This window comes from Providencia sp. PROV004 (assembly GCF_011045615.1).
Lineage (GTDB): Bacteria > Pseudomonadota > Gammaproteobacteria > Enterobacterales > Enterobacteriaceae > Providencia > Providencia rettgeri.
Map to the genome: position 1 here is coordinate 146,486 of NZ_CP042859.1, position 24,407 is coordinate 170,892.

At 36.4% G+C, this 24,407-nt stretch carries 27 protein-coding genes and 1 pseudogene; 13 read left to right on the forward strand and 15 right to left on the reverse strand.

Features of this window, described 5'->3' with window-relative positions:
• Position 1 precedes the first annotated feature (1 nt).
• The 4 genes from FVA69_RS00635 (at position 2) to FVA69_RS00650 (ending at position 3,074) form a co-directional block, all read left to right on the forward strand.
• Positions 2-619, forward strand: coding sequence for a fimbrial protein (locus FVA69_RS00635; protein ID WP_109912303.1), 618 nt, complete (start codon positions 2-4; stop codon positions 617-619).
• Positions 620-658: 39 nt separating this feature from the next.
• Positions 659-1,225, forward strand: coding sequence for a fimbrial protein (locus tag FVA69_RS00640; RefSeq protein ID WP_004266214.1), 567 nt, complete (start codon positions 659-661; stop codon positions 1,223-1,225).
• Positions 1,226-1,238: 13 nt separating this feature from the next.
• The gene (locus FVA69_RS00645; protein WP_004266213.1) at positions 1,239-2,240 is read left to right on the forward strand and encodes a fimbrial protein; all 1,002 of its coding nucleotides are present in this window, start codon (positions 1,239-1,241) and stop codon (positions 2,238-2,240) included.
• 294 nt (positions 2,241-2,534) lie between these two features.
• Positions 2,535-3,074 carry a DUF2058 domain-containing protein gene (locus tag FVA69_RS00650; protein ID WP_115166334.1) on the forward strand — a complete coding sequence of 180 codons (540 nt, stop codon included), beginning with the start codon at positions 2,535-2,537 and terminating at the stop codon, positions 3,072-3,074.
• A 102-nt stretch (positions 3,075-3,176) separates the two neighbouring features.
• Here the strand turns inward: FVA69_RS00650 and FVA69_RS00655 are convergent, their stop codons facing one another.
• A complete protein-coding gene (locus FVA69_RS00655) occupies positions 3,177-3,866 on the reverse strand; it encodes an RluA family pseudouridine synthase (RefSeq protein WP_004266211.1) in 690 nt (229 codons plus the stop codon).
• Positions 3,867-4,055: 189 nt separating this feature from the next.
• On the opposite strand from FVA69_RS00655, the gene FVA69_RS00660 reads away from it, so the two are divergent.
• The 4 genes from FVA69_RS00660 (at position 4,056) to FVA69_RS00675 (ending at position 8,779) form a co-directional block, all read left to right on the forward strand.
• The gene (locus FVA69_RS00660; RefSeq protein ID WP_042851702.1) at positions 4,056-4,532 is read left to right on the forward strand and encodes a cold-shock protein; all 477 of its coding nucleotides are present in this window, start codon (positions 4,056-4,058) and stop codon (positions 4,530-4,532) included.
• A gap of 370 nt (positions 4,533-4,902) precedes the next feature.
• On the forward strand, positions 4,903-5,643 hold the full coding sequence (locus FVA69_RS00665; protein WP_109912305.1) for a MurR/RpiR family transcriptional regulator: 741 nt from the start codon (positions 4,903-4,905) through the stop codon (positions 5,641-5,643).
• A 194-nt stretch (positions 5,644-5,837) separates the two neighbouring features.
• On the forward strand, positions 5,838-7,394 hold the full coding sequence (locus tag FVA69_RS00670) for a PTS transporter subunit EIIC (protein ID WP_004266208.1): 1,557 nt from the start codon (positions 5,838-5,840) through the stop codon (positions 7,392-7,394).
• Positions 7,395-7,408: 14 nt separating this feature from the next.
• Complete coding sequence (locus FVA69_RS00675; RefSeq protein ID WP_004266207.1) at positions 7,409-8,779, forward strand: class-II fumarase/aspartase family protein; 1,371 nt, start codon at positions 7,409-7,411, stop codon at positions 8,777-8,779.
• Between the two features lie 72 nt (positions 8,780-8,851).
• On the opposite strand, the gene ytfE is transcribed toward FVA69_RS00675, so the two are convergent.
• Positions 8,852-9,514, reverse strand: coding sequence for an iron-sulfur cluster repair protein YtfE (gene ytfE, locus FVA69_RS00680; protein ID WP_109912306.1), 663 nt, complete (start codon positions 9,512-9,514; stop codon positions 8,852-8,854).
• Between the two features lie 62 nt (positions 9,515-9,576).
• Positions 9,577-10,770: pseudogene (gene norV / locus FVA69_RS00685) on the reverse strand (anaerobic nitric oxide reductase flavorubredoxin); the annotation flags it as partial.
• Positions 10,771-10,951: 181 nt separating this feature from the next.
• On the opposite strand from norV, the gene norR reads away from it, so the two are divergent.
• Entirely contained in the window at positions 10,952-12,466 is a 1,515-nt protein-coding gene (gene norR, locus FVA69_RS00690; RefSeq protein WP_109912307.1) for a nitric oxide reductase transcriptional regulator NorR, read from the forward strand.
• Between the two features lie 35 nt (positions 12,467-12,501).
• Here norR and FVA69_RS21325 read toward each other — a convergent pair whose 3' ends face one another.
• Together FVA69_RS21325 and FVA69_RS00695 are read right to left on the reverse strand one after the other, a co-directional pair.
• Positions 12,502-12,576, reverse strand: a complete 75-nt coding sequence (locus tag FVA69_RS21325; RefSeq protein ID WP_231136642.1) for a hypothetical protein — start codon at positions 12,574-12,576, stop codon at positions 12,502-12,504.
• Positions 12,577-12,645: 69 nt separating this feature from the next.
• Positions 12,646-14,472 carry an FUSC family protein gene (locus FVA69_RS00695; protein ID WP_164528249.1) on the reverse strand — a complete coding sequence of 609 codons (1,827 nt, stop codon included), beginning with the start codon at positions 14,470-14,472 and terminating at the stop codon, positions 12,646-12,648.
• Positions 14,473-14,580: 108 nt separating this feature from the next.
• On the opposite strand from FVA69_RS00695, the gene FVA69_RS00700 reads away from it, so the two are divergent.
• Positions 14,581-15,048 (forward strand): MarR family winged helix-turn-helix transcriptional regulator, encoded by a 468-nt coding sequence (locus FVA69_RS00700; RefSeq protein WP_110731507.1) that lies wholly within the window; start codon positions 14,581-14,583, stop codon positions 15,046-15,048.
• Between the two features lie 62 nt (positions 15,049-15,110).
• Here the strand turns inward: FVA69_RS00700 and FVA69_RS00705 are convergent, their stop codons facing one another.
• From FVA69_RS00705 to FVA69_RS00745, 10 genes are all read right to left on the reverse strand, one after another.
• Positions 15,111-15,461: a YbaY family lipoprotein gene (locus tag FVA69_RS00705; RefSeq protein ID WP_162617353.1), complete on the reverse strand. Its 351-nt coding sequence runs from the start codon at positions 15,459-15,461 to the stop codon at positions 15,111-15,113.
• A 131-nt stretch (positions 15,462-15,592) separates the two neighbouring features.
• A complete protein-coding gene (locus FVA69_RS00710; RefSeq protein WP_042851701.1) occupies positions 15,593-16,012 on the reverse strand; it encodes a winged helix-turn-helix domain-containing protein in 420 nt (139 codons plus the stop codon).
• A 318-nt stretch (positions 16,013-16,330) separates the two neighbouring features.
• Entirely contained in the window at positions 16,331-16,789 is a 459-nt protein-coding gene (locus tag FVA69_RS00715) for a hypothetical protein (RefSeq protein WP_164528250.1), read from the reverse strand.
• On the reverse strand, positions 16,767-17,429 hold the full coding sequence (locus FVA69_RS00720; RefSeq protein ID WP_004266198.1) for a hypothetical protein: 663 nt from the start codon (positions 17,427-17,429) through the stop codon (positions 16,767-16,769). The genes FVA69_RS00715 and FVA69_RS00720 overlap by 23 nt, the downstream gene beginning before the upstream one ends.
• Positions 17,401-17,958, reverse strand: coding sequence for a hypothetical protein (locus tag FVA69_RS00725; RefSeq protein ID WP_164528251.1), 558 nt, complete (start codon positions 17,956-17,958; stop codon positions 17,401-17,403). The genes FVA69_RS00720 and FVA69_RS00725 overlap by 29 nt, the downstream gene beginning before the upstream one ends.
• Positions 17,942-18,691 (reverse strand): type III secretion system inner membrane ring lipoprotein SctJ, encoded by a 750-nt coding sequence (gene sctJ / locus FVA69_RS00730; protein WP_123382664.1) that lies wholly within the window; start codon positions 18,689-18,691, stop codon positions 17,942-17,944. The genes FVA69_RS00725 and sctJ overlap by 17 nt, the downstream gene beginning before the upstream one ends.
• Before the next feature lie 3 nt (positions 18,692-18,694).
• Entirely contained in the window at positions 18,695-18,991 is a 297-nt protein-coding gene (sctI, locus tag FVA69_RS00735; RefSeq protein ID WP_164528252.1) for a type III secretion system inner rod subunit SctI, read from the reverse strand.
• A 55-nt stretch (positions 18,992-19,046) separates the two neighbouring features.
• Complete coding sequence (locus tag FVA69_RS00740; protein ID WP_123382662.1) at positions 19,047-19,355, reverse strand: EscF/YscF/HrpA family type III secretion system needle major subunit; 309 nt, start codon at positions 19,353-19,355, stop codon at positions 19,047-19,049.
• A gap of 52 nt (positions 19,356-19,407) precedes the next feature.
• Positions 19,408-19,677 carry a PrgH/EprH family type III secretion apparatus protein gene (locus tag FVA69_RS21455; protein ID WP_255456637.1) on the reverse strand — a complete coding sequence of 90 codons (270 nt, stop codon included), beginning with the start codon at positions 19,675-19,677 and terminating at the stop codon, positions 19,408-19,410.
• Complete coding sequence (locus tag FVA69_RS00745; RefSeq protein WP_255456638.1) at positions 19,668-20,615, reverse strand: PrgH/EprH family type III secretion apparatus protein; 948 nt, start codon at positions 20,613-20,615, stop codon at positions 19,668-19,670. Before FVA69_RS00745 ends, FVA69_RS21455 begins: the two co-directional genes overlap by 10 nt.
• A gap of 228 nt (positions 20,616-20,843) precedes the next feature.
• On the opposite strand from FVA69_RS00745, the gene FVA69_RS00750 reads away from it, so the two are divergent.
• Genes FVA69_RS00750 through sctW form a run of 3 tightly spaced genes read left to right on the forward strand, consistent with a single transcriptional unit; the run spans position 20,844 to position 24,407 of the window.
• Positions 20,844-21,623, forward strand: coding sequence for a helix-turn-helix domain-containing protein (locus tag FVA69_RS00750; RefSeq protein WP_109912320.1), 780 nt, complete (start codon positions 20,844-20,846; stop codon positions 21,621-21,623).
• Positions 21,613-23,316, forward strand: coding sequence for a type III secretion system outer membrane ring subunit SctC (gene sctC / locus FVA69_RS00755; RefSeq protein WP_004266191.1), 1,704 nt, complete (start codon positions 21,613-21,615; stop codon positions 23,314-23,316). Before FVA69_RS00750 ends, sctC begins: the two co-directional genes overlap by 11 nt.
• The gene (gene sctW, locus FVA69_RS00760) at positions 23,307-24,407 is read left to right on the forward strand and encodes a type III secretion system gatekeeper subunit SctW (RefSeq protein WP_164528253.1); all 1,101 of its coding nucleotides are present in this window, start codon (positions 23,307-23,309) and stop codon (positions 24,405-24,407) included. Before sctC ends, sctW begins: the two co-directional genes overlap by 10 nt.

Sequence of the window (24,407 nt, forward strand, 5' to 3'; positions counted from 1 at the left end):
AATGATGATTAATCAAAAAAGCTTTTCCTTACTCTTTGGATTATCTCTCATATTTCATTCAGCTGTGATATATGCGGCCTCAAATAATGCCTTTTATAACACAACAGGTAATTGGGATGTTGAAGGTGCAAATGGTAAAATTTTCGTTTATGGCTCATTAACGGAGAGTGCATGCCATTTATCGATGGATTCTGCATTTCAATCCGTTGATTTAGGAAATATTGAAACTGCATCATTAAAAACAATTGGCGCCCAAGGCCACAAGACGCCGGTAAACATCGAGTTATTGGATTGTATCGAAACCCCAACGGTATTGAGAAACAATAAATCCGGTAATGTCACATGGAGTCTTTCTCAGCCAGGTATGAAAATTAGGTTTATCACGCCAGTTGTCCCTTTTAGGCCGAACATAGCGAGAGTTGAAGGTGTTAATGGGCTTGGATTACAGATAACTAATCCTAAAGGAAAAGAAATTGCTTTTGGTGAGTACAGTGAACCTGAGCTTATTTCTCCGGGGCAAAATATTTTAACTTATTATGTAGCTCCCGTAAGAATCGCAGAAAAATTACAGGCTGGAGCTTATCGAAGTGTTATTTCTTTTCAAATAACGTATGAATAATCTTAATAGATTTTCTGATATAGCATTGAAGGTATTTATATGAATAACTTAAATTTCAATTTTTATAAATTTAAAAAAATAATACTCTCGATGCTATTAAGTTTGTTATTTTTTCCGTTACCGAGTCAGGCAAAAAATGGTCAAATCGGTGAAATTAAGATACGAGGACAACTTGTCGCAGAAGCTTGTACAGTAAGACCTGGTGATGAAAATATCATTGTGGACTTTGGTACTATTGTTAATAAATACCTCTATATTAACCAAAAAACACCACTTGAAAATTTTAATATTCATTTAGATGACTGTGATAATAGTATCTTTAGAACGGTGACCGTTAAGTTTACAGGAAGCGAAAATACCCATTTACCAGGCCTTCTTGCATTAGATTCTGGCAGCATGGCTTCGGGTATCGGAATTGAAATCTTAGAATTTAGTGGTAAAAAAATTCCTATTAATAGTACGACGCCTGCATACAATTTAGAGAATGGCACGAATATTTTAAGTTTTAATGCGAATGTGCAAGGGGAACCTGATGCAATAAAAAATAAAAGTATTGCGTTTGGCCATTTTACTGCAACCGCTATTTTTAGTTTAATTTATGATTAAGGTATCAGTAACAATGAAGATGTTAATATTACTTCTCGCAACCTTATTATTTTCCCCGACTATTTTTGCTTTCCAGTGTAAAACTAATGGAGGACAAGAAGTTGGTGGGGGAACACAAAGTATTTATGATGTTCCTCTAGATAATGATATTTTTGCTGTACCTAATCGTATAAATGAATTTGCGGATGTGAGTGATTTTATGACCTGCCGTAATGAAGCCCCTAGTGCTTATGTTGATTATTTAAATGTGACTGGTGCTGACCTTGGTCCCACATTTAAGAATAACCCAGAATTAAAAGCGGGAGTGGTCGTGCGTGGTGCTTACTATTTAGCACCATTTAGCGGTAAAGAAATTCAAGTATTTCGTTTAACCACAGCAAGTGAACCTTTACAAATTAAATTATATTTACAGGTAAATGTTAAACCAACGCCATCAGTTTTGGTAAGAAAAGGCGATTTGCTGATGACGTTAGATCTCCATAAATATGCGACATTTGTAAATAGTAATCAGCATATTGACCATGCTTATTTTAAATGGAATTTCTATGCAGGTAATGATGTAGTTGTTGGAACGGGTACGTGTGATATCAATGATAACCAAATCATCATTGTTGATTTTGAAACAGTAAATGCATCGGGTATTTCAACAGTGGGAAGTGCAAGCCGTTTTCAACGTAACGCAGAAATCACTTATAGTTGTGAAGATAATAATCTGACAGCGCCAATAAAGATGATTATTAGCGGAGAAACTTCGACTTTTTCATCTGACGCTTTACTTGTTAGAACTGGAGATATTGGTAGTCAAGGTCCTATTATGCCGGGATTAGGTGTTGAGATTTATCATCAAGGGCAAAGAGTTTCCCCTATGAATGGGCATTTCGATTCAAAAATAGAAAATGGGCATGGTAGAGACACACTAATGTTTACGCTAGTTAAAAAACCTAATTTATCGCCAAATGAATTGATAGAAGGCCAGTTTAGTTCAGCAGCTACCATTATTATGTCCACTCCGTAGTTATTGAAATAGAGAGGTTTTTATGTGGATGAAAGCCTCTATTTTTTCTCATCAGCTCTCTATGGTTACTGAGTAAATCGTGCCTATAAAAAATCACAATATATTGATGGTTTTTTATAAACACATTTTAGATTAGACAAAATAAGTTAAACACGCCGAATTTTGAATTATCCTCGTTAGCATATTTTCTTAAATAACATCACATAATTTCTCTATCAATGAAGCTCAAAGCCTATCAGGTCTCAGCGGCTAAAGGTATAATCACATAATTATCTGATAGATTTAGAGGCGAAGATGGCAAAACTCACCTTACAAGAGCAAATGCTAAAAGCAGGATTAGTCACCAGTAAGAAGATGGCTAAAGTGCAAAGAACGGCTAAAAAATCACGCATTCAAGCGCGTGAAGCAAGGGAAGCCGTAGAAGAGAATAAAAAAGCACAGCTTGAACGTGATAAGCAATTAAGCGAACAGCATAAGCAAATGGTGCAATCCAAAGAGTTTAAAGCGCAAGTTAAACAACTTATTGAGATGAATAAAGTTGATATTTCAAAGGGAGATATTAGTTTTAATTTCACCGATAACAATGTGATCAAGCAAGTTGTTGTAGATAAAATAACACAAACACAATTGATCAGCGGTCGTCTGGCGATTGCCCGTTTAGCGATTGAGAATAGTGATAACAATGAGTATGTGATTATCCCTGCAAGTGTAGCGGATAAAATAACCCAAAGGGATGCGGATAGTATCGTACTCAATAATGCGCTCAGCCAAGAAGAACAAGATGAAGATGACCCGTACGCGGACTTTAAGATCCCTGACGACCTGATGTGGTAATATTCGTCATAACTTAAATTGAAGTACGGCTAGCGATGTGCACTTACAGGGCAGAGCAATTTATTTTACCAGTCATAAAATGAGACAGTGGTTACTTGGGCGTTAAAACGGGCTCGCACAGCGAGTATTAACGCTTTCTTGGCTAATGGGATGAACAAAATGCAGTTCGCTGGCGTGCAACATGAGCCGAGATGCATGCTCTGGTATTTGGCCCCCATATAGGTCACAGCCTAATATAGGGTGACCTAATTGTTGGCAATGGATACGAAGCTGATGCGTTCGACCCGTTTCTGGAATTAATTGGACTCGGGTTACTGGAAGCAATGTGCCATTATCTAGTGGGTGATACAGACGTTCAATCACGTGATAGTGGGAGCGGGCAGGTTTGCCATTAATTTCGCAAAGAGACATGCGAGGAAACAGTGCTGGGTCTCTTGCTATTGCAGCATCAATGATACCCTCATCATCAGTTAAGTGACCACAAAGTAGAGCTTGATATACTTTAATTACCGTTCGCTGGCTAAATTGTTGGCTCAGAGCGGCATTCACTGCTTTATTACGTGCAATCACCATTAATCCTGAAGTGCCAAAATCGAGTCGGTGAACAAGAGTACATTCAGGGAAGATTTGTACTAATCGGTAATGCACTGAATCTAAGTTTTGTGGGTTTTTTCCAGAAAGGCTTAGTAGGCCACTCGGCTTATTAATAAGAGCAAGATGTTCATCCTGGTAGATAATTTCTATCTTACCGTGGCAGGGCGGCGCAATAAAGGTGTCGATGATTTCAGTCATTAGCCTTTCCAACAAAGAATAGCGGTTGATAATAACCAATTTTTAGTATGCAGGCGAATGCTTGCTACTTGCATCACGTAAATTTATCACTCAGACTAAAAGTAAAGCCGTAGTCTGCACACGCATTGTGCTCTATACTGCGCGTTGTAAAAACTGAATCAATAAAAGATTAATTAGGCGGTAATGGCGATGAATGGAACGATCACAACATGGTTCGAAGATAAAGGTTTTGGATTTATCAAAGATGAGAATGGCGATAACCGTTATTTTCATGTGGTTAAAGTTGCCAACCCTGAGTTGATTAAAAAAAATGCTGTAGTCACTTTCGAACCGACGACAAATAATAAAGGGTTGTCTGCATTTGCAGTCAAAGTCATACCTGAAAGCAAATATATTTATATTGCGGGTGAGCGCATTAAGATTACATCTATAAAATCTTATCGCGTTTATTCGGTGGACGTGCCTGCCGATACACGTATTGATAAAGAAAATACTGTGTTATCTATTGGTGCATTGATGAACAGCATTAAACCTAAATCAGATAAACCGGACCAAATGCGCTCCTTGAAAAAATTAGAAATTAGCACATTACATGGTACTGCTTTAACATTTTCGGAAGATGAAATTGATATTGATGAAGCTGTGAAGCAACTCAAATTTAAGTGATTTTTTGTAAGGCAAATAGCGCTCAAGGGAAGCGCTATTTGCTTGTTTATCATGTTATTCTTTCTTCTACTATTCAGTACTAGAAAGCATCAGATTGACGACGAGCTCCCTAGTGAGAACACTCAATGTACCGTGTTTGTAATGGTGCTGATGAAGTAGCTGAATTATTTGTATAAAAGGTATCACAAAGGAAACAACCTATTGTGATACCAATTTTTCCTCGATTACTGTCGCATTTCACAAAAATCACTTCTTAAATTCAACATCGGTTGCTCATTTAACGTATAATCAATCGATTGGTTGCCTATATTGACTTTATTATCATAAAAAGAATGACTTCTGGGTTAATTAGGCTGATTAAGGGGGGGATATGTTGGATTTCTTAAAAAATTACGATAATTTAACCATTAGCGAAAAAAAAGTTTTAAAATACCTGACTGATAACATTACGGATATCCCTTACTTAAATATTAATGAGCTGGTTGCTAAAACCTTTGTTTCTAAAACAGTTATCATTAATTTATCGCAAAAATTAGGGTTTAGTGGGTTTAAAGAGCTTAAATTTCAGATTAATAATTATATTTTAACAAAAAATAAAACTGAAAAAATTATCCCGTCATCTTATAAAAAACAACTCGAAAAAAATATTAATAAAAGCTTTACGTTAATTAATGAAGAGCAAATTAGTGATTGTGCTAAAATACTACATAAATCGAGAAATATTTTTATTGTTGCAAGAGGAACAAGCAAAGCGGTTGGTTATTACCTTGAGCATTTGCTATTTGCGTTAGGACTACACTGTTTTTTCATTAATGACTACAATTTATCTGACTCTTTCACTCGATTAGTTAGCAAAGATGACACTGTCATTTTTATCTCGCTATCTGGTGGAACAAAAAAAATTATTGAAACAGCAAAAATTGTGCAATTAAAAGGGGCGAATATTATTAGCATGACCGCTTTTAATACCAATGAATTAACCACTTATACTGATAATACTCTGTTTTGTTTTGCCGATAATTTTGATACTAAAAGGGATGATACCAAATCCAGAATTGGCTTTTTTATTTTAGTTGATTTACTTATCAATGAATTAGAAAACCTACTTTAAACTTCCTTTTTTACTTCCTAAAAAAATTTCACCTGTCTTTCATTTTTATTTTTGGCAATGAGTTTTGTATTAAAATGACCTAGGTCATTAATTATGACCTAAGATAATTTTTAAAACCGTGACATCATTTCTTTTATAACCCCCCCAAGCTAGTATGCCTTTAATTCTAATAATAGAAGTCATAAGGAAACAGTATGGCCAGAAAAAAGTTTGGTGAATCTATTCAACGCTTTGGGAGAACATTACTCCTTCCGATAGGTGTATTAGCCCCTATTGGTATGATATTGGGTATCAGTGGTGCATTAGTGCAGACTTATATGATTGCACGTTTTCCTTTTCTTGGAAATGAAACGGTTAATGCATTACTTGTCAGTATTCGTTCAATCGCAGGTGTTATTTTTGATAATATTCCCTTGCTCTTTGCAATGGGTGTGGCCTATGGGATGAGCCATCGAGATAAGGGAATTGCCGTCTTTGCCTCGGTAGTCGGCTACTTATCGCTGATCATCACCATGAATATTTGGTTAGTCCTTACCGGTAAACTTGCTGACCCTGCAATGATGGGCCAAGTGGGACAAATTAAAGTTCTTGGTATACAAACTTTAAATATCAGTGCTGCCGGAGGGATTATTACTGGTTTGATTGCCGCTTGGGCCACCGATAAGTTTTATAACCTTGAGTTACCGACCGCATTCGCTTTCTTTTCCGGTAAAAAATCCGTTTCTATTATTATGATAGGCTTAATGATTGGGGTGGGAGCGTTATTACCGTTTATTTGGGAAGTATTAGTTCAAGGTTTAATGAAACTCTCTGCGGTATTTTTAAGTCCAGTGGGGCCATTTTTTACGGCTGGAGGCGAACGTTTATTTATTCCATTTGGTTTACACCATGTATGGAACGTTTTGTTTAGATTCACTGAAGCGGGTGGTACTTATATTATTGATGGCCAAACCTTTGTTGGTGTTGTCCCTGCATTAACTGAAGTGCTATTTAACCAAGGCCCGGATAGCGAATATTGGGCGATGATGCCAAGTTTGACTCGCTTTATGGCGCAGCAACAAATGTTGGTTACATTGTTCCTCTTCCCTGCGATTGCTCTTGCTATATATAAAACATCGAAGAAAGAAAACCGCGCAGAAGTGAAATCCATGCTTGTCACCATGGTATTAACGGCAATGCTTGGTAACGTCACAGAGCCACTCGAATTTACCTTCGTATTCATTGCGCCATTACTGTATTTAATTTATGCCATTATTGTCGGTATTGGTGCGGTGTTACTTTCATTGGCTGAGGTTGGTATCGGTTATATTCGTGGAACCGTCTTTGATTTTACTATCTTTGGTCTGCTGTACGAACACACTAACTGGATCTTCCTTGTTATTATCGGTAGCTGTTTAGCCGTCGTCACTTACTTTATTTTCTACTGGGCAATTATTAAATTTGATATTAAAACTCCTGGTCGTGAAGAATCTAGTAATCTGAAAAATACTTTAATTAAAGAAAAACGCTACGGTGAAATCGCAGAAATTTTAATCCAAGCATTAGGTGGAAAACAAAATATTCGTAACGTAGATAACTGTATTACTCGTATGCGTATTGATGTTGGAGAAGTTAACCAAATTGATAAAGATTTAATGTTGGAATCAGGATGTACCGCATTCTTCTTTCCATCGGCAAACCACGTCCATGTCGTATATGGACCAAAGGTTGAGTTCGTTCGCAATGCTGTTGATGAAGCAATGAAGAAATAAAGAAAGGATACGAAATGAGAGCATTATACGATTCTAAAAGTAAAACTATTGATGACCGTGGAATTAAAGACTTATTGTCTGATGAAGCAAAATATTCTACTTGGTTAATGTTTGAATCCATGTTGGCCCAAGCTCAAGCTGAACTGGGATTTATTCCTCAATCAGCGGCAAATGAAATTAAAGAAAAGGCCGTAATCGAAAATATCGATTTTGAAGAAATGAGCCGTATTTACCAAAAAATAGGCCATGGTTTCGTACCTTTCTTAAAGGTTTTAGTGAATGCTTGCTCTGAGGAAAGCGGTAAATATATCCATTATGGTATTACCACACAAAATATTCAGCAAAGTTCACAGCTGTATATGATGAAAACCGTACACCATAAATTTATGTTGTTATTGGGTGAAATCATCGAAAACTTGTCGAATCTGGCTGAAAAAACCAAACATATGGTGATGCCGGGAAGAACCCATGGGCGTCATGCAATTCCGATAACCTATGGCTATAAGGTTTCAGTGTGGATCAGTGACTTTATTGACTGTTATCAGCGAATGAAAGAGTGTGAAAAGCGCGTGTTCACTATTATGATGGGCGGTGCAGTTGGCGCTTTTAACTCGATGCCTGAGGTTGGAATGGCGGTACAAAAACGTGTCGCTGAACTGGTGGGGATGGAAGCCATGGAAGTACCATCCAGAAATTTGAGCACCCATAAACTTGAATATATGGCAAATTTAGCGCTAATGGCGAATATTTGCCATAAAATCGGCGAAGAGGTCTATAGCACAACGTTAGAAGAAATTGCAGAAGTTTCTGAAGGGTTTACCAAAGGAACAGTAGGCAGTAGTACTATGCCACATAAAATAAACCCAAAACTGGCAAAGGGAATTATTGCTAACTCGCAGAAATTATATTCCTTACCAAGTGTTGGTATGTATTCCGCGGTAAGGCCTTATGAAGGAGATAGTAGTTCTTATATGTTATTTGATGGGTTAATCGAAGAAGCTTTGGAATTAACCACAGAAATTTTATTAAGAACAGAGGAGCTTTCGAGGACGATTGTGCCACATGAAGAGAGAATGCTTCATAATGTATTGAGAAATAAAGGTCTTGATAATACTGAATATGTCATGATGAAGATGGCGGAAAAATTAGGTAAAGATAAAGCTCATTCCCTTCTGTATGAAGAAGCTATTAAAACGGCAGCGGATGGGGAGGATTTCTACACTAATTTAACCAAAAACAGTGTGATATCAGCAGCGTTCAGTAATGAAGAAATTAAAGCCATGCTCGACCCAAGGTCTTATATTGGGTTATCTGTCGAAATTGCTGAAAAAGAAGCAAAACGTGGATTAGCAATTGCCCAAGAAATTAAGCAACAATATCAATAGGTATTTTTAGTATATTATATAAAAATATTTAAAATAACGGCCTATCTATTATATAAATAGGCCGTTATGTGTTTATTCGCCAGCGAGTGCTCTTGGGAATAATAAATTATTTTCTAGGTTAATATGATTCATTAAGTCATCAATCAATTCATTGATACCATTATACAATACACGCCAGGTAGTACAGGCTTCTGGTGGCGGTGTAACATTATCGGTAATGCCTTTAATGGCCTCTAAGATATCACCAGCATCATCATGTTCTTGTTCCATCACGCTAATTGGCGCTGCTGCATTTCGACCCATTCCGTTTTTTATCAAAGGGAATAAAACGCGTTCCTCTTTCATCATATGGCTAGTTAATTCTTCCAGTAATGCTTCTAAGTATTTTGATAAACCTTTTGGCACGCTTGGCTTATTTGCATGAACGCGTTCAACTTTTTGTGCTTGTAAAATAAGCTCAGGTAATTGTTCTCTATGCCTATCATGATAGCGAATAATGATAAAATCGATAATTTCACCGAGCGGAGCTTTACGCCAGTCTTTTTCTAACGTTTCTGTGGCTAATTTAGCTAATTGGCTTTCTAATAGGTCAATATCTAAATTTAATTTTTCTGCACTACGGCTGAGAGTCTGTTTTCCACCACAACAGTAATCCATATTATATTGGCGGAATAAAGAAGAGGCTCTAGGAATAGATAATGCGAGCTGTCCAAGTGTTTTATCTCTAAATTGCATATGAGGTATCCTCTAAAAAATCATAAAATTCTGATGCTACTTTGTTAGTTAATTTATGCAGGTAATGCCCATTGGCGAGCAATATTACGTCCATACTCACGGCAGTCATCTAATGTTTTTGTGTCTGGTTTCCATTTTGCTTTTAAAGATAATGCGGTATCAAAACCGGCATCCATCAAACGTGTTTGAACACGATCAACAGCGCCACCATTCCAGCCAAAACTCCCAAAAGCAGCGGCTTTTTTATTTAAAAAACGTAAGCCAGTAATTTCTTCAAGCATACCTGCTATTTTGGGCATCATGACATTATTCATGGTTGAGGTACCGACCAACGCCGCCTTGGAGCGGAAAACATGAGTAATAATGTCGTTTTTATCACTGCGTGCAACGTTAAATATTTTAACGGCGACGTTAGGGTCGGCTTCATTGATGCCTTGAGCGATTGCATCCGCCATTAAACGGGTATTATTTGACATGGTATCGTAGAAAATAGTGATGCGATCTTCTTGGTAATCGGCTGCCCACTTCAAATATAATTCAATGATTTGATTTGGGTTATTACGCCATACTACCCCGTGTGACGTGGCTATCATATCGACAGGTAGGTTAAAGCCTAAAATTTCATTTATTTTTGGCGTTACTAAACGGCTAAATGGTGTAAGAATATTGGCATAGTAGCGCTGGCATTGCTCAAATAATTCATTTTGGTCGACCTCATCATTAAATAATCGCTCATCACAATAGTGCTGCCCGAAAGCATCATTACTAAAAAGCACTGCATCTTTAGTAAAATAAGTCATCATACTGTCAGGCCAATGTAGCATTGGAGTTTCAATGAAAATCAATTGCTTATTATTACCTATATTGAGCGTATCGCCTGTTTTAACGATCTTAAAATTCCACTCGGGATGGTGGTGGTGACCATTTATTGAATCAATAGCATTGGCGGTGCAATAGATCGGGGTATTAGGAATAAAGCGCATTAATTCAGTTAATGCACCGGCATGATCTTCTTCTGCGTGGTTAATCACGATATAGTCAATATCATTTAAATCAATTTGTGAACGTAAGTTTTCAACAAATTCACGACTAAACTTATGATCGACAGTATCAATAAGGACATTTTTTTCTTCGCGGATTAAATAACTATTATAACTACTTCCCTTTAATGTTTTATATTCGGTTCCATGAAAGTCACGTACTTCCCAATCACGTTGACCCACCCAATGAATATTATTTTTTACATGAATCGCCATATTAATTTTATCCTGTATTTTTTAAAGTATAGGAAGATATAATCAATATTCATGCCAATATTTAACCAATTGATTTTTAGATAAATTTAAATAAATATTTTTAATTTATAGTCATAATGACTGTATTAATAATCGTCATTATGACTATACTTGTTGTCAAATTGACTATGGGGAGTAGATCATGGGTTTTTCTGTTGAAGCATTAGCAAAGATCGCAATAGAGTTACAAGATGGTATGGAACATGCAGATCGGTTTCAGCGTTTGATTACCACATTAAGGCAATCATTAGGGTGCGATGCTTGTGCGTTATTGCGCTATGAACCAGGTCAATTTATTCCCTTAGCAATTGATGGATTAATGGCTGATGTTTTAGGCCGCCGATTCTTTTTGGCGGGACACCCTCGGCTTGAAGCAATTGCAAGAGCTGGCGATGTAGTACGTTTTCCTGCGGATAGCCAGCTCCCTGATCCATACGATGGGTTAATTCCTCATCATCAGCATCTAAAAGTCCATGCTTGTGTCGGCTTACCTTTGTATGCGGGGCAAAATCTTATTGGTGCATTAACATTAGATGGCATGGAACCTGATCAATTCAATGCATTTAGCAATGAGTCACTTAGGTTAATTGCTGCATTAGCTGCTGGGGCATTAAATAATGCATTACTTATTGAACAGCTTGAAAACCAAAATATATTGTCGGGTAAACCTATACGATTTAAACCTTCAGGAGAAACCGAAATCATCGGTTTATCTCTTCGTATGCAACAATTAAAAAAGGAAATCGATATTGTTGCTGCGTCAGAATTAAATGTTCTGGTTAGCGGAGAAACGGGAACAGGAAAAGAATTAGTTGTTAAATCCATTCATGAAAAATCCCTTCGAGCAGAGTATCCTCTTATTTATTTAAACTGTGCGGCATTACCTGAGAGCGTGGCAGAAAGTGAATTATTCGGCCATGTTAAAGGGGCTTTTACGGGAGCAATTAGTCACCGTAGTGGTAAATTTGAAATGGCGGATAATGGCACTTTATTTTTAGATGAAATTGGAGAGTTATCATTAGCATTACAGGCAAAATTACTGCGAGTATTGCAATATGGTGATATTCAACGTGTTGGTGATGACCGCAGTTTACGCGTTAATGTCCGTGTATTAGCGGCAACTAATCGTGATCTACGTGAAGAAGTATTAGAGGGGCGGTTTAGGGCAGATTTATTCCATCGTTTAAGCGTGTTTCCTCTACTTGTTCCCCCATTAAAGGAACGTGGTGAAGATATTATTTTATTAGCCGGATATTTTTGTGAGCAATATCGTCAGCGTTTTGGCTTATCTAGTGTGGTACTGAGTTCTTCATTACAACGGTATTTACTCAACTATTCATGGCCTGGCAATGTACGTGAATTGGAACATGCGATTCATCGTGCTGTTGTTCTTGCTCGTGCCTCAATTGACACTGGCGATATTATCTTACAGCCTCAATATTTTATCTTTGATAACAATGAGTATGAGTTTACGGAAACCTCAAAGAAAGCAATACCATTAACTAAAAACTTACGTGAAGCAACAGATGACTTTCAGCGTAAAGTCATTACACAAGTACTGGAACAAAACCATCATAATTGGTCTGCATGTGCTAGAGAATTATCTTTAGATATTGCTAACTTACATCGACTAGCTAAACGACTAGGCCTGAAATAAAGTATTAAGGGCATCGTAATGCTGCCCTTAGAATCTTAATTTTCTAATCCATTAATAATAAGCTGTAGCCCGTCAGCAAATTTCAAATCGTAGTTATTAGCAAACAACATTTCTTTGGCTTTCCATGTATAGGGATATTTATCTTTAGATAATTGGTTAAACTCAGATTATTTCTTGCCTTATTTTTGGCAATATTCCTTTTTCATATAGAGTTTCACATATTTCTCGAGTTGCTCAATCTCTTCATTATCACTTTCGTTATGCTGTAAATGCCTAAAAATTTTGGAAATTTTCTTCAAATCAAACCGGTTTTGTTGAATACGTTTTTCAAGTGCAATAAGGGCTCTTTTCTTTGATGCATGATGTGCAAATTGCTTTTGTAAAATAAGTAGGTACAGCCAAATGCTTTGCCGAGTGATAAAAAAATCGAATATAGGTGAGGGCGAGAAATTTGCTTTTTTTGCTAGTAATAATCCACTAAATAAGCGGTGGATAAACTGAGTTGTAGATGGTTTATGGCTTTGGATTAGAGCTGTAATTCCCTGTTTAAATTGCTGTTCTGAAAGATAAATTAATTGCTGGTAACGTTTTTTAGGGCTGGTGGGATAAATCCATGCGAAAGCGGCCATTGCAACTAATGGGCCTGAAACTATCGCAATGGCATTACCTATGCTTTGAGGGAATGAAAGCGCAAAAGGATAAGACGGTTGCAGTAAAATCAACGAAACCATGATGTAATCAAAAGCGATTAAAATTAAGCGATTATGAGAAAAAATCACAATGCCGCTAATAATCACAGGAATGATGAGAAAGGTCATTTGCCAAGATGAAGAAGTAAAGGGCCATAAACACCACATACAGATTAACGCAGCAATAGCACCAAAAAATTGCCCTGTGAAAATATTTTTCATGAATCTTGCGGGGTGATCAAGGGAAGCGAATAGAGCCAACATCACGGAAAGGCCGAGAATGAGGTAAGCCAACATTTGCCATTGTGTCCAGAACCATAAAACACCGACGGCGCCTATTGTAACAAAAGAACGAGTGAAAGATTGCCATGCGGAAATTTTATCTTGGTGGAGTTTTAATTTGTCAGTTTTATTTATCTTCTTGATTGATTTACCTAAAGTAGCATAGTAAAACGGGACTAAAAGCATTTTAAGTACACCATTGGGGCATAATGATAAAATATATTTCCACTCTTTGTCAGCGGGCTCTTGTGCAGGAAAATAAAAGGGTGCAATGGATTGATATTTATCTAGGTGTAATAATATTTGGCTTTGAAACATAAGTTTTTGACGTGCTTTAGCAACTTGTTTACGGTGGTAATGCCAGCCGATGCGATTCGTTTCTAGAATTTCCTCATAACTTGTCATCACTTGCCAGAGTTGGTCAATTTCCTGTGACTTAATTGGTTTTTTTTTCTCAAGTGTGCGATGCAAAATTTGATAAAATAGTGTATCAACCTGGTTTTTAAGTGTAATAACGGGTTCTTGTTCACGTTTTGGTGTAAATAAAAAATTGAAAACTACTGCGGAAAGAACGCCAACAAGGATAGTCCATAGCCGATCCCAAGCGACCATAAACAGGTTATCTGTCATGTGGACACTTAGCATGCTGACCATGACCGCGGAATAACCCGCTAAAAAGGTACCATAGGCCACAAAGCCTTTTTGCAGTTGACCAATACCGCTACATGCTCCTAACCATAATGCCAGCCCTACGATAAATAATAGCGGGTTGATAATGTGTAGTTGAATTAATATTACGCCAACTAGCACGCCAATGACTGTTCCCGCGAAACGCCACCAACTTTTTTCCAGTAAGTTTTCGCGCCAAGGTTGTGCAGAGGCCCAGACGGTCATGGCTGCCCACTGTGGGTGAACAAGCTGCAAATATTGAGCAATAAATAGAGCAGCAATTGAGGCACAAGCCGTAATCACCGCAAAACGAAAGCGTATAGGATTAAACCCTAAACGGTGCAAAAAAGTGATGTTTTGTAGCATTGAGTATGAGTAAATTTGGCGTGTTAAATGGTTTATTAGTTGATAATATCAACTAAAGTCACAGTAATTATTAACTAATTAGTTGATAAAATCAACTAAAGAGGCATTATGCGTACAGAGCAAGCCAGAGTGTTTGGGGTGATAAGCCGAGCTGCTCATCATTATATGAAGTGGATGGGGGAGCCTTATGGTATCAATGCCATTGAGTGTTTGATGATTTTGCATATTGATCAGTATGATGAGTCAACCCTAGAGCAGATTACAAAAGCCATGGTTGTGGATAAATCAGTAACGACTCGAGGAGTGAGCAAATTTTTAGCTAAGGGGTGGGTTGCTAAAACGAATAGTTTAGTTGATAAACGGGTTTATCATGTTTCGTTGACATCACGCGGCAAAACGATTGTAAATGAGTTAAATTACAAACTAAATAAGTGGAATGATTATTTAGCAGCGGACTTGCCAGAACAAGAGGCTGAACAGCTATTTAGCGCACTAGAAAGTTTGGCAAAACGAGCCATTGAAAGCTCGGTGGCAGATTTTCCGCGTTTATTAGAAGAACTCAATGAGTGCCGGTAAATATAATTCCCCATTAAGAGGGGATAGAATATTTTTAATTGGTCTTGATGAAATGAGTGTTACTATTGCTGAATGGCAGCCACCGGAAGTAGTACTATTTCAGATAAGTTCTCAGGTATTGGGCTCAATTTATTACTCATCATGATTAATTCACCATCTTTTTCAATTCTTGCACTCATTCCTAAGGTATATCGTTTGGATTGAAATTCTTCAGGAAGAGCGACGGTAAATGCGATACTACGTCCTGCACTTTGTGATTTGAAACTGTAATCAAGATTAGACTTTGCATTGTTTTCATTCTGTAGTATTGACGTCAACGACAGTGTGATTGTGGCATTTTCAGGAATATCGTAAGAATGTGAATAAATATTACCATTGATATGATAAGTGGGAGTTTGAGTAAAATAACTCATTAAATTATTACTACAAGCGGATAGCATGAAAGTTATAAAAAATATGAATATTGAAAAAATGTGTTTTTTTGAAAAGTTGGGGTTAATATTTAACATTAAATGTTCTCTTTGGCGAAATCTAATTATAGTGATTAACGAATAAAAATCTTCTGAAAAAAATATCGCATATAGGTGTAAATACTTTTCTTGGCATCGTATTTAGAAAGCATCGGCATTTCTGATTTTTCCCCTGTGTATAAAATACCAATGCGAGGTAAAGTCATAATTAAATTTTCATCTAGATCAATTTTTTTAAAGGATTGTCGCAATTGCCTGACTAGCTTGTAATAGCTACTTTCAGTCACGATAGTGCCTCTTTTTTCCCAAATCTCGTACATAACTTCTCTTTTACTATTTGTTTTTATTAGTAATAATTTAAGAAGGCATGATTCATTTTCAGAAAGGTTAACGACTTTTTTTTCACGCGAAAGTGTTCGCTTGAGTGGGTCATATACTACATGCCCAGACAAGAGAATCATTGATTCTTTTTCACTATAGTCAATGTTATCCATAAAATTATCTATTGTTGATAAATCGGTCATAATCTATACCTATACTAACTGTTGATGAAATGTATTCCAATATAAAAAAACGAGGCTAGTCAGAATATTTAGAAAATAAAATCGTTTTTTGATATTGGGTTCATGTGTTTTGATGGGGAGAATTTAAACTATATTCATGGGTTGTATATATCAATTTTTATTTATATTTTTTATATTTATTTGTTTTTGTCAAATAAATAGGCTTAGCATATTAAAAAAACATACCAAACCTATAAATATTAGTCGATGGGAAATAAGTAAATGATAAGGGGGGAGAGAAATTTAATGTTAGATTAGTAGTTCGTCTTCCTCATTATCGTTACCCTCTAAATTAATGTTAGTCATATTATGACGAAGTTGGTTGCTAAGAGGAGCACTCATCAAACTGATAGCCATATAATGGCTGAGCGAGCGATTAAATTTTTTATTTAATGAAACTAGCTCAGGGTCACTTGATGATTGTAATATTTGACTAACACCGGTAATAAAGTTTTGTTTTTCATCTCTACCTAATGTAATCATCGTCTTAAATACGTGAGAAAAAAATACTTTTCTATCTTCTTTTGACTTAAGTTCATCAATAAACTTGTTAATTTTATTTTTTTCTTTAGGGGAAAAATCTATTTTTTTACTATCCATATTTTTCTTCTGCCATAATGAAGTCATTTTATTTTGAATGTTTTCAGTGTGAATTTGAGATCTGCTATGTTGAGGACTGATAGCCTTAGCTTGTAAATTGACCAGCATCTTTGTGTTCTTCCTGTATTGAATTTATTGTGGTTATTAAGTTTTGATAGGTCTTTTTATGCATTTTTAAAATTTGGCATTGTGTTGGAACAGAAAATACATGAGGAAAAATATTTTTAGAGGCGGTAATAGGGGAAAAATAGGTAATTTTATTATCAACCTCTAAGGCGATTGTATTATCAGCAGCGGTTGAAAATTTCATATCAGAGCCGCTTTGGGCAATACGAGTTTGCATTTTTGCTGGTAGATGTAATGTGGTATTTGTCACTTTTGCATATTGCTTTTCAAAATAAACAGCAACCACCTCTTGTAGCTCATTATTACCAAAAATGTCATTCAATATTTTCATCAGCTGTTCTTTGCTTTGACTGGTATTTTCTTGGTACTGAATTTCACTGGTTTCTAATACGTGAATAAAGTCAGTTAATAGTTGTTTAATGCCGTCGTAATAACCTTGCTGATAAGCACTTTGATAGATAGTTTCTTGCTGTTGTTTCGCTTGTTGGTAATACTCACTTGCCTTTTTTTGAGCTTGTTGAGTCATAGTTTTGTGGTATCTATCGGCACTTAATGCTTGATATTTGATCAAGACTTTTTCAGACATTGTCTGTTTAACATTCTGGGGTATTTTCTCTGACATAACGGCATGTCTCTTCAATAGTATTCCAAGGTAGCATCGTTTTTACTGATGACGGTATAAGTTGCTGAGTTTCAAGACTAAACATATATTTAGCTCGAAGGGTGTAAGCGGTGCCAAAGGGGGCTAAACACATCAATAATTGTTGTACCCCAAGGGCAGTTAATACCTGTGGTGAAGTTGTAGGTTGATTTTTTGATTGCCAAAGTGGGCGGCTCAAGCGTGTATGTAAGACACGATATTTGGAAAGTTCAACCCACCAAGGAAGCGGTTCAGCGTGTAACAAAATCCCTAAACCTAACGCTACCTCTGGTAATAAAGCCCAATGTTCAGATAATACTTTGGGTAACAAGGGCGTTTTCTCGTTAGGTAAAGGTAATGCGTATTGCTGAATCAATTGCTGGTTATGTTTACGTTGCAGTATAGGAGGAAAGTCTTTATATCCAACCCCATTAAATTCACTATGAAAATAACATCCCGGAGCGAGGAAAATATTTCCTTGTGTAATGAGTAGATTATTCAGCACTGTCATCAACAGGTTTCCCTACCAGATTAGTTGCTGATTTTTTGTTACTTAGCTGGCGCCACAGTAACAGTAAAATAGTCAAAAGAATGATCATTGCAGCAATAATTGAGCCGATTATGACTGGGTTAAATGTATGTTCAGGCTCAGACTTAACTTGATATTGCAACGGCGGGCGATTGACGACCACGACTGAGACATTATCGTAATTTGCTTCAGCAAAACTGTTCGTTAGAAACAGTTTGATCTTATGCATCATCATTTGAGAATCTTCACTCCCAGAATAGGTCACCAAGCTGGAAATATTTTGCATTTGCTTAGTCGGATTATTGCCATTTAATGGATAACTAACATGCACACGTGCGTTAATAATATCAGGGATGGTAAGTAGCGATTGCTCAAGGCGCTGTTCAATTAAAGAAAGCAAGCGGGTACGTTCTGCCTGTGGTGAGGCCACTAAAGAGTCACCAGGAAATGCTTGGATAATTTCCACTGGTTCTTTTGAGGGCAGGTTATATTGGCGCAGTAAATCTACCGCAATAACAAAGTCACTTGGTTGAACACGAATGGAATCTCCGTTTTTATTATCTTGTTTACGCGTAGCCTCAACACCATGCTCTTGGAGTATGGCTAATACTTCGTTACTTTGTCTTTGGCTTAAATGACTGAGTAATAATTGGTTATCACACCCCATTAATAAGCCAATAAAACTAATTAAGATAAATTTTTTTAAAATATTCATGGCTTATTGAGCTTTTAAAACGGTATCAATCGCAGAAACACTTTTATGTGTTAGTGTGCTAATCATATTCATAGCAAGGCTGTATTTACCGACACGATTTTGAAATTGCAATAATTGAACTGGGTTACTTGGGTCAATGGTATTGACACTATTCATTAATGCAGTTCTTTCTTGGTTCGTCGATGCGCTGTATTCAGCAAAAAACTCTTTAACTTTATCGGCAATGGGGATTGATGACGGCCTCTCTGAGGCCATCTCTGTGGAACTTATCATCGATAAATTTGAAGTAATAGGTGACATAATGTATTTCCTAAATGAAGGTAGAGCACCATCGTCAATGATGCTCTATTGAATATTAAACGTTACGAATAAGAGCTTGGTCAGTATCTTTAATGGATTTCATAAAGTTACTCTGTAATTGGCGTGCCATATTATAATTACCACTTATGGCGGTGATTTTCGCCAGCACTAGTGGGTTATCGACTTCTAATGTTTTATCAGCAAGAATTGTATTTAACTCATCGCCGAATTGTTTTGCTTTATAGCTAATACTGGCAGAGGTACGATAGATCATACCCATATTATTTTTGTCAGTACCTAAAGTTTCTAGAGCGGATTCGGCCCATTTTTCATCGGTATTTAAACCTGAGATCATATCTGCCATTTTTTGTTTCCTCTTTATTTTTTGAAGTTATATTAAATAATGATTTGTTAAGTTAAAAACTGATTGAATTAAAAAACCAATGGTTATTTCCTAATAAAATATAACCGTTAGCATTGGTGACAAATGATTTGCCTACAAGCTCATTATTGGCAAGAGAGATTGAGAATTGAATATGATTATCTCCCCATTGCTTATAAAATGAATTTGTGAAGTTAATTAAAGAAGCAGTTTGATTGTCATTTAAACTGTCTTTTATGATAAAAATAACTTTATTTTCTTTAGTTATTTTACGCCATTGAACATTGCTTTCTGTTAATCCCAACTCTGCTTTTTGTAATAATTCACCAAAGCTGATTTTTTTATTTCACTTTTTATATAGCAACTAAAATAGCTAGAAAGTAACTTATCAATATTTTTTTCTTTATTAATTAAATTGTTGTTATCTATAGTCACGATTATTGGGTTGCATGGATTTGTAAGCTCTACTTTTAATGTGTCTGGTACTATTTCAATAAGTTTATTTTCAATTTCTTGCTCAAGCTTATTTACTATTTTAATTGAGAATTTTTCATTGTATTTAGCTTTAACTAGGCGCTGCATGCTCCAATCAGAATCTCGCTGTGTTTTTACTAGGATAAGGCTTTCATTACTAGTACCTTGGGTTACGATAATGGGAGACTGACTACCTTGAAGTATTTGTTCTAATGCTTTTACTTTTTTCTCGGTGCTTTGTGCTGGAATATATTGAAATATAGTGTAAACAACAAATATTGAAAATAGAGTCAAGAAAAAGACCAACATAGTTTGTTTATTAAAAAGGCTTGATTTTTGCTTAGCTGGTTTTTTTACTTTAGTTTTAACGATAGGTAATGGATTTTCAGCCTCTGAAGTCTGTAAGGTTTCAGGTATTTGAGGGCTTTGCCACTCGGTATCCTGCATTTTGATCACAATAGGAAAAATATCCGCTAAAAGCAGCTGCTGAAAAACAATAGGGATCTCTGTACTTAATCCATTATCATTTAGTTGAATGGCTAGACCACTTTCAGAGTGTTGACTTGCAGTAATAATTGAAAATTCGCAGGCAGTGCCATCGCTTGGAATGGAGTAGGTTGTGAAACCATCATCATTGATGTCAGTTTTATAATCTAAGCCGTTATCAATGATAATCAGATTGCTATCTGTATTAACCATTAATTCTTGGCCGGTCATTGGGCCGCTAGCAATTTTTACTATACATGTGCGGCTATTTGTATCACTCATAAAGATAATCTCATGGAATTAAATTCATTTTATTATGGATTGGCTGGTTCTCGTTATTGGTGGTAAGTAAATCAATAAATGTTTTTATTGTCAGTTGAATTGATCTTATTCATTCACACCTTTAGCTTGTAATAGAAAGTATGAATGATTCCTGAGTATTCCCTTGAGGCTTTTTTTCTTATCGCTCACTCTGTGTACACAACATTACGTGGATAAGGCCTATATATAATGTCAAATAAAGATATTGCAACATTATTAGAAAGTAGAGGCTGTGATTTTTCATTACAAGACAAATTGGTCTTGGCTATACCGAAAAGAGTCACAACGCCTTTTATTTATAAATCTATATATTCAAATTTAAATATTTTGATAGAACGTCAGGCTATATTTATTTGCCAAGAAAATGAATGGAATGCACTAGATAAGTCAAATTGGAAGTTATACTCAATGGATTTATCAGAATTAGTCGAAATTTTAGCAGTTATTGATACCGCAATGGGGCAAGCATTTCTTGCGAAAAAGAAAAAGCTGGAAGCTGATGAAAATAACAATAATGAATATATCGAATTAATTGAAGACTTTTCATTAATGGTATCAATAAAAAATGTAGTGATTGATTTAATTATTAGAAATCATCCTGTATTTGATAGCTGGTGTGAAATACTCAGGCGGTACGAAGCCTATGGAATGATGCGATTTATTCTCTCTTCAGCTCAAGAGAATAAAAACGCCAATATTAATCAGTTATGTGCACGTTATGGTATATCAGCTTCTTATTTTAGACAGCTTTATCGAGAAAACTTTAATAAAACGGCAAAGCGGAAAATTATGAGTGTTCGTATGGCTAATGCAATTCTACAGCTAATTGAAAGTGATGATTCAATATTAGATGTAGGGCTTGAAGCGGGTTATTGTTCAGCATCTCATTTTACTAATGATATTAAAAAAGAGTTAGGCCTAACACCATCAGAAATTAGGCATATTGGAGCAACATTATATGAGCAGTAAAAAAAATCGAGTGTTAGGCTTAACACTGTTTTTACTGAGTATGAGTTTCTATTCGGCCCAAGCTGAAATTATTGTGGCAGAACCAGTTACACAGTCAAAAAACCACGATACCTTTGTCGCAAATAATATTGCAGTAGGTAAGGTATTCGATGCCGTTGCTGAACGTTTAAATAAGCCAATTATTCTCAGCAAATTAGCAGCTCAAAAAAAAGTGACTGGTAATTTTAATTTAGCTAATGCAGATGAAATGTTCAAAGCACTAACTCGGCGAATTGCATTAGTGTGGTATGACGATGGTGCGAGTATTTATATTTATGATAATAGTGAAATGCGTAGCGCAATTATTCCAACAAATAATGTCAGTAGTAACCAGTTGCTTAATTATATTCAACGAAATGGAATTTATGACTCGCGGTTTCCTGTACGTTCACAAGAAGGTGAACGGTTATTATTTGTTTCGGGTCCGCCACTGTATATTGAACTAATTAAAGCCGCATCTTTATATCTTGCAGAACAGATTAGGAAAGAGGAGTTATCTAGCGGTGAAGTGGCTATTATTCCATTAAAACACGCATCGGTAACGGATAGAAGTTATTCATTACGTGGCCAAAATATTACGATCCCTGGTTTATTAACAGTCATTAATTCTTTGTTTAAACAGGGAGCTTCACCAGATGAAATATTACATATTCAACCACCACCAACACCGATTAATCCAACAGGAGATTCGATAGACGAATTAATGGATACACCAATTGGTGACTCACCATCTTCAGGGAATAAGCCGATGATGGTAACAAAAAAACCGTCTAACAGCGCTTTTTCTTTGGTAGCACACCCTGATAGCAATAGCTTGATCGTTAAAGGTAGCCAAGAGCAAATTCGTTATGTTCGCCAATTAGTTAATACATTAGATATGCGCCGCCGGCAGGTAGAGTTATCTTTGTGGATTATAGATATTACTCGCTCAGAGCTCGATAATCTTGGCGTGAACTGGGAAATTGGTACTTTTAGTACAGGTACTGGATCGATCTCATTTAACCGAAGCACGCTATCAAACAGCCAACAATTTTTATTGCAGATTGATGCATTAAGTAAAACGGGTAACGGGCACATTGTTTCTCGCCCCGTGTTATTAACCCAAGAAAACATTCCTGCTTTATTTGATAACAACACCAGTTTTTACGCCAAATTACAAGGGGAGCGTATTGCGACTCTTGAGCAGGTCACATATGGGACCATGGTGAGTGTAATGCCGCGTATTTCCGTGGGTAATAACGTAGAAATGGAAGTCAATATTGAAGATGGTGCTGAAAACCGCGATAGCACAGGGAAAACCTCCAGTGTAGAAGGGTTACCTGCCGTTAACAGAACCAGTATTAACACAGTTGCGCGTATTGCAAAAGACAGTAGTTTGCTTATCGGTGGCTATACACGTGAGCAATATGTTGAAAATGAAAGCAAAATTCCTTTTTTAGGCGATCTTCCTTATGTGGGAGGGTTATTTAGTCATTCATCGACTAATCAACAGAAGATGGTTCGTTTATTTTTAATCCAGCCGCGTTTATTGGATGAAAATGAAGGATGGGATGGGCGACAATTTTCTGAAAAGACGCGGATCACCACCCATGATAGCCAGTTGCACGGTACGGTCCAATTTCTTCAACAATACATGAGTGAGTCATGGCAATAACACCACTGAGTTTTAATAACCGTTTTTCAGTTAATACTCAAAACAAAAGTCGTGCACCTGTGAGTAGCAGTAGTGATGACTCCGATGAAGTAGCACGTGGTGCTGGTGTCATTAATAGCTCTAGTGAATATGCATCGATGTCGATGTTAGCGGCAAGCCATGTACGCCGAGGAAGTTCTAAGAAGGGCAGCGAAGAAGAATGGATGCAATTTGCCGAACGCATTTTGGATAAAGATGCAGATGACAAAGTATTGCATATAGAAGGCCTGCTTAATAAGCAACTGATGACACCAAAGCAATTACGGGCATTTTTATTGCAGTTTTTTACTGATCCTAGTGATTTACTAATGGTACTTGCTGCATTAATTAATCGTAAAAAATTAAAAAAAGAACAAATTGAAAATATTGAAGCTTTAGAACAATTATTGCAAGCAGAAGATACTAAGCGTCATACACAAGCAGGAATTAACGTTGCATTAATCGCAAAAGCATTTGCTGAAAAATTACATTTTAGTGCTGGGAATTTACGTTCGGTGTACCGTGAGTTTATCACTTATGACGGGCCTGTTGTTTATTTATATGAACAATGGGTTGAAGAAATGGAAATTCAAGAGCGCGAAAATATGATGCGTTATCTTGGGCGAGCACTAGCTTGTGATTTGCAAGCGTTACCATTAGGTGACTTAAATATTAGTGAGTTTGGAAGTTTTTTTAATCGTGTTGGTCGGTTACGAGAACTGCAATCTTTAGATTATGTATTCTGCCAGCAATTCTTTCAATCTGGTTTTTTTCGGATCAATGAAAAATCAAACAAATCAAAAATTGAAAAAGAGCTCAGTCAATTATTTACCCGTGGCATTCGTAGTCAGGTTGATTTTGAAACAGTGGTTATCGATTTTATTTCTGAAAAACTGAAAGCCATGACTTCGGATATGTGTGGCAGGTTTTTACAACTATTATTACTGGCTTTTGCAGTTATTCCTATCACTGTCTTTCAGTCAACGGAAGCAAGAGACCAACTTATTGAAAAATTAAAAGAACTCATGGACCAAATTATGGTGCAAGAGAGAATATTACACCGAAAGCCATAG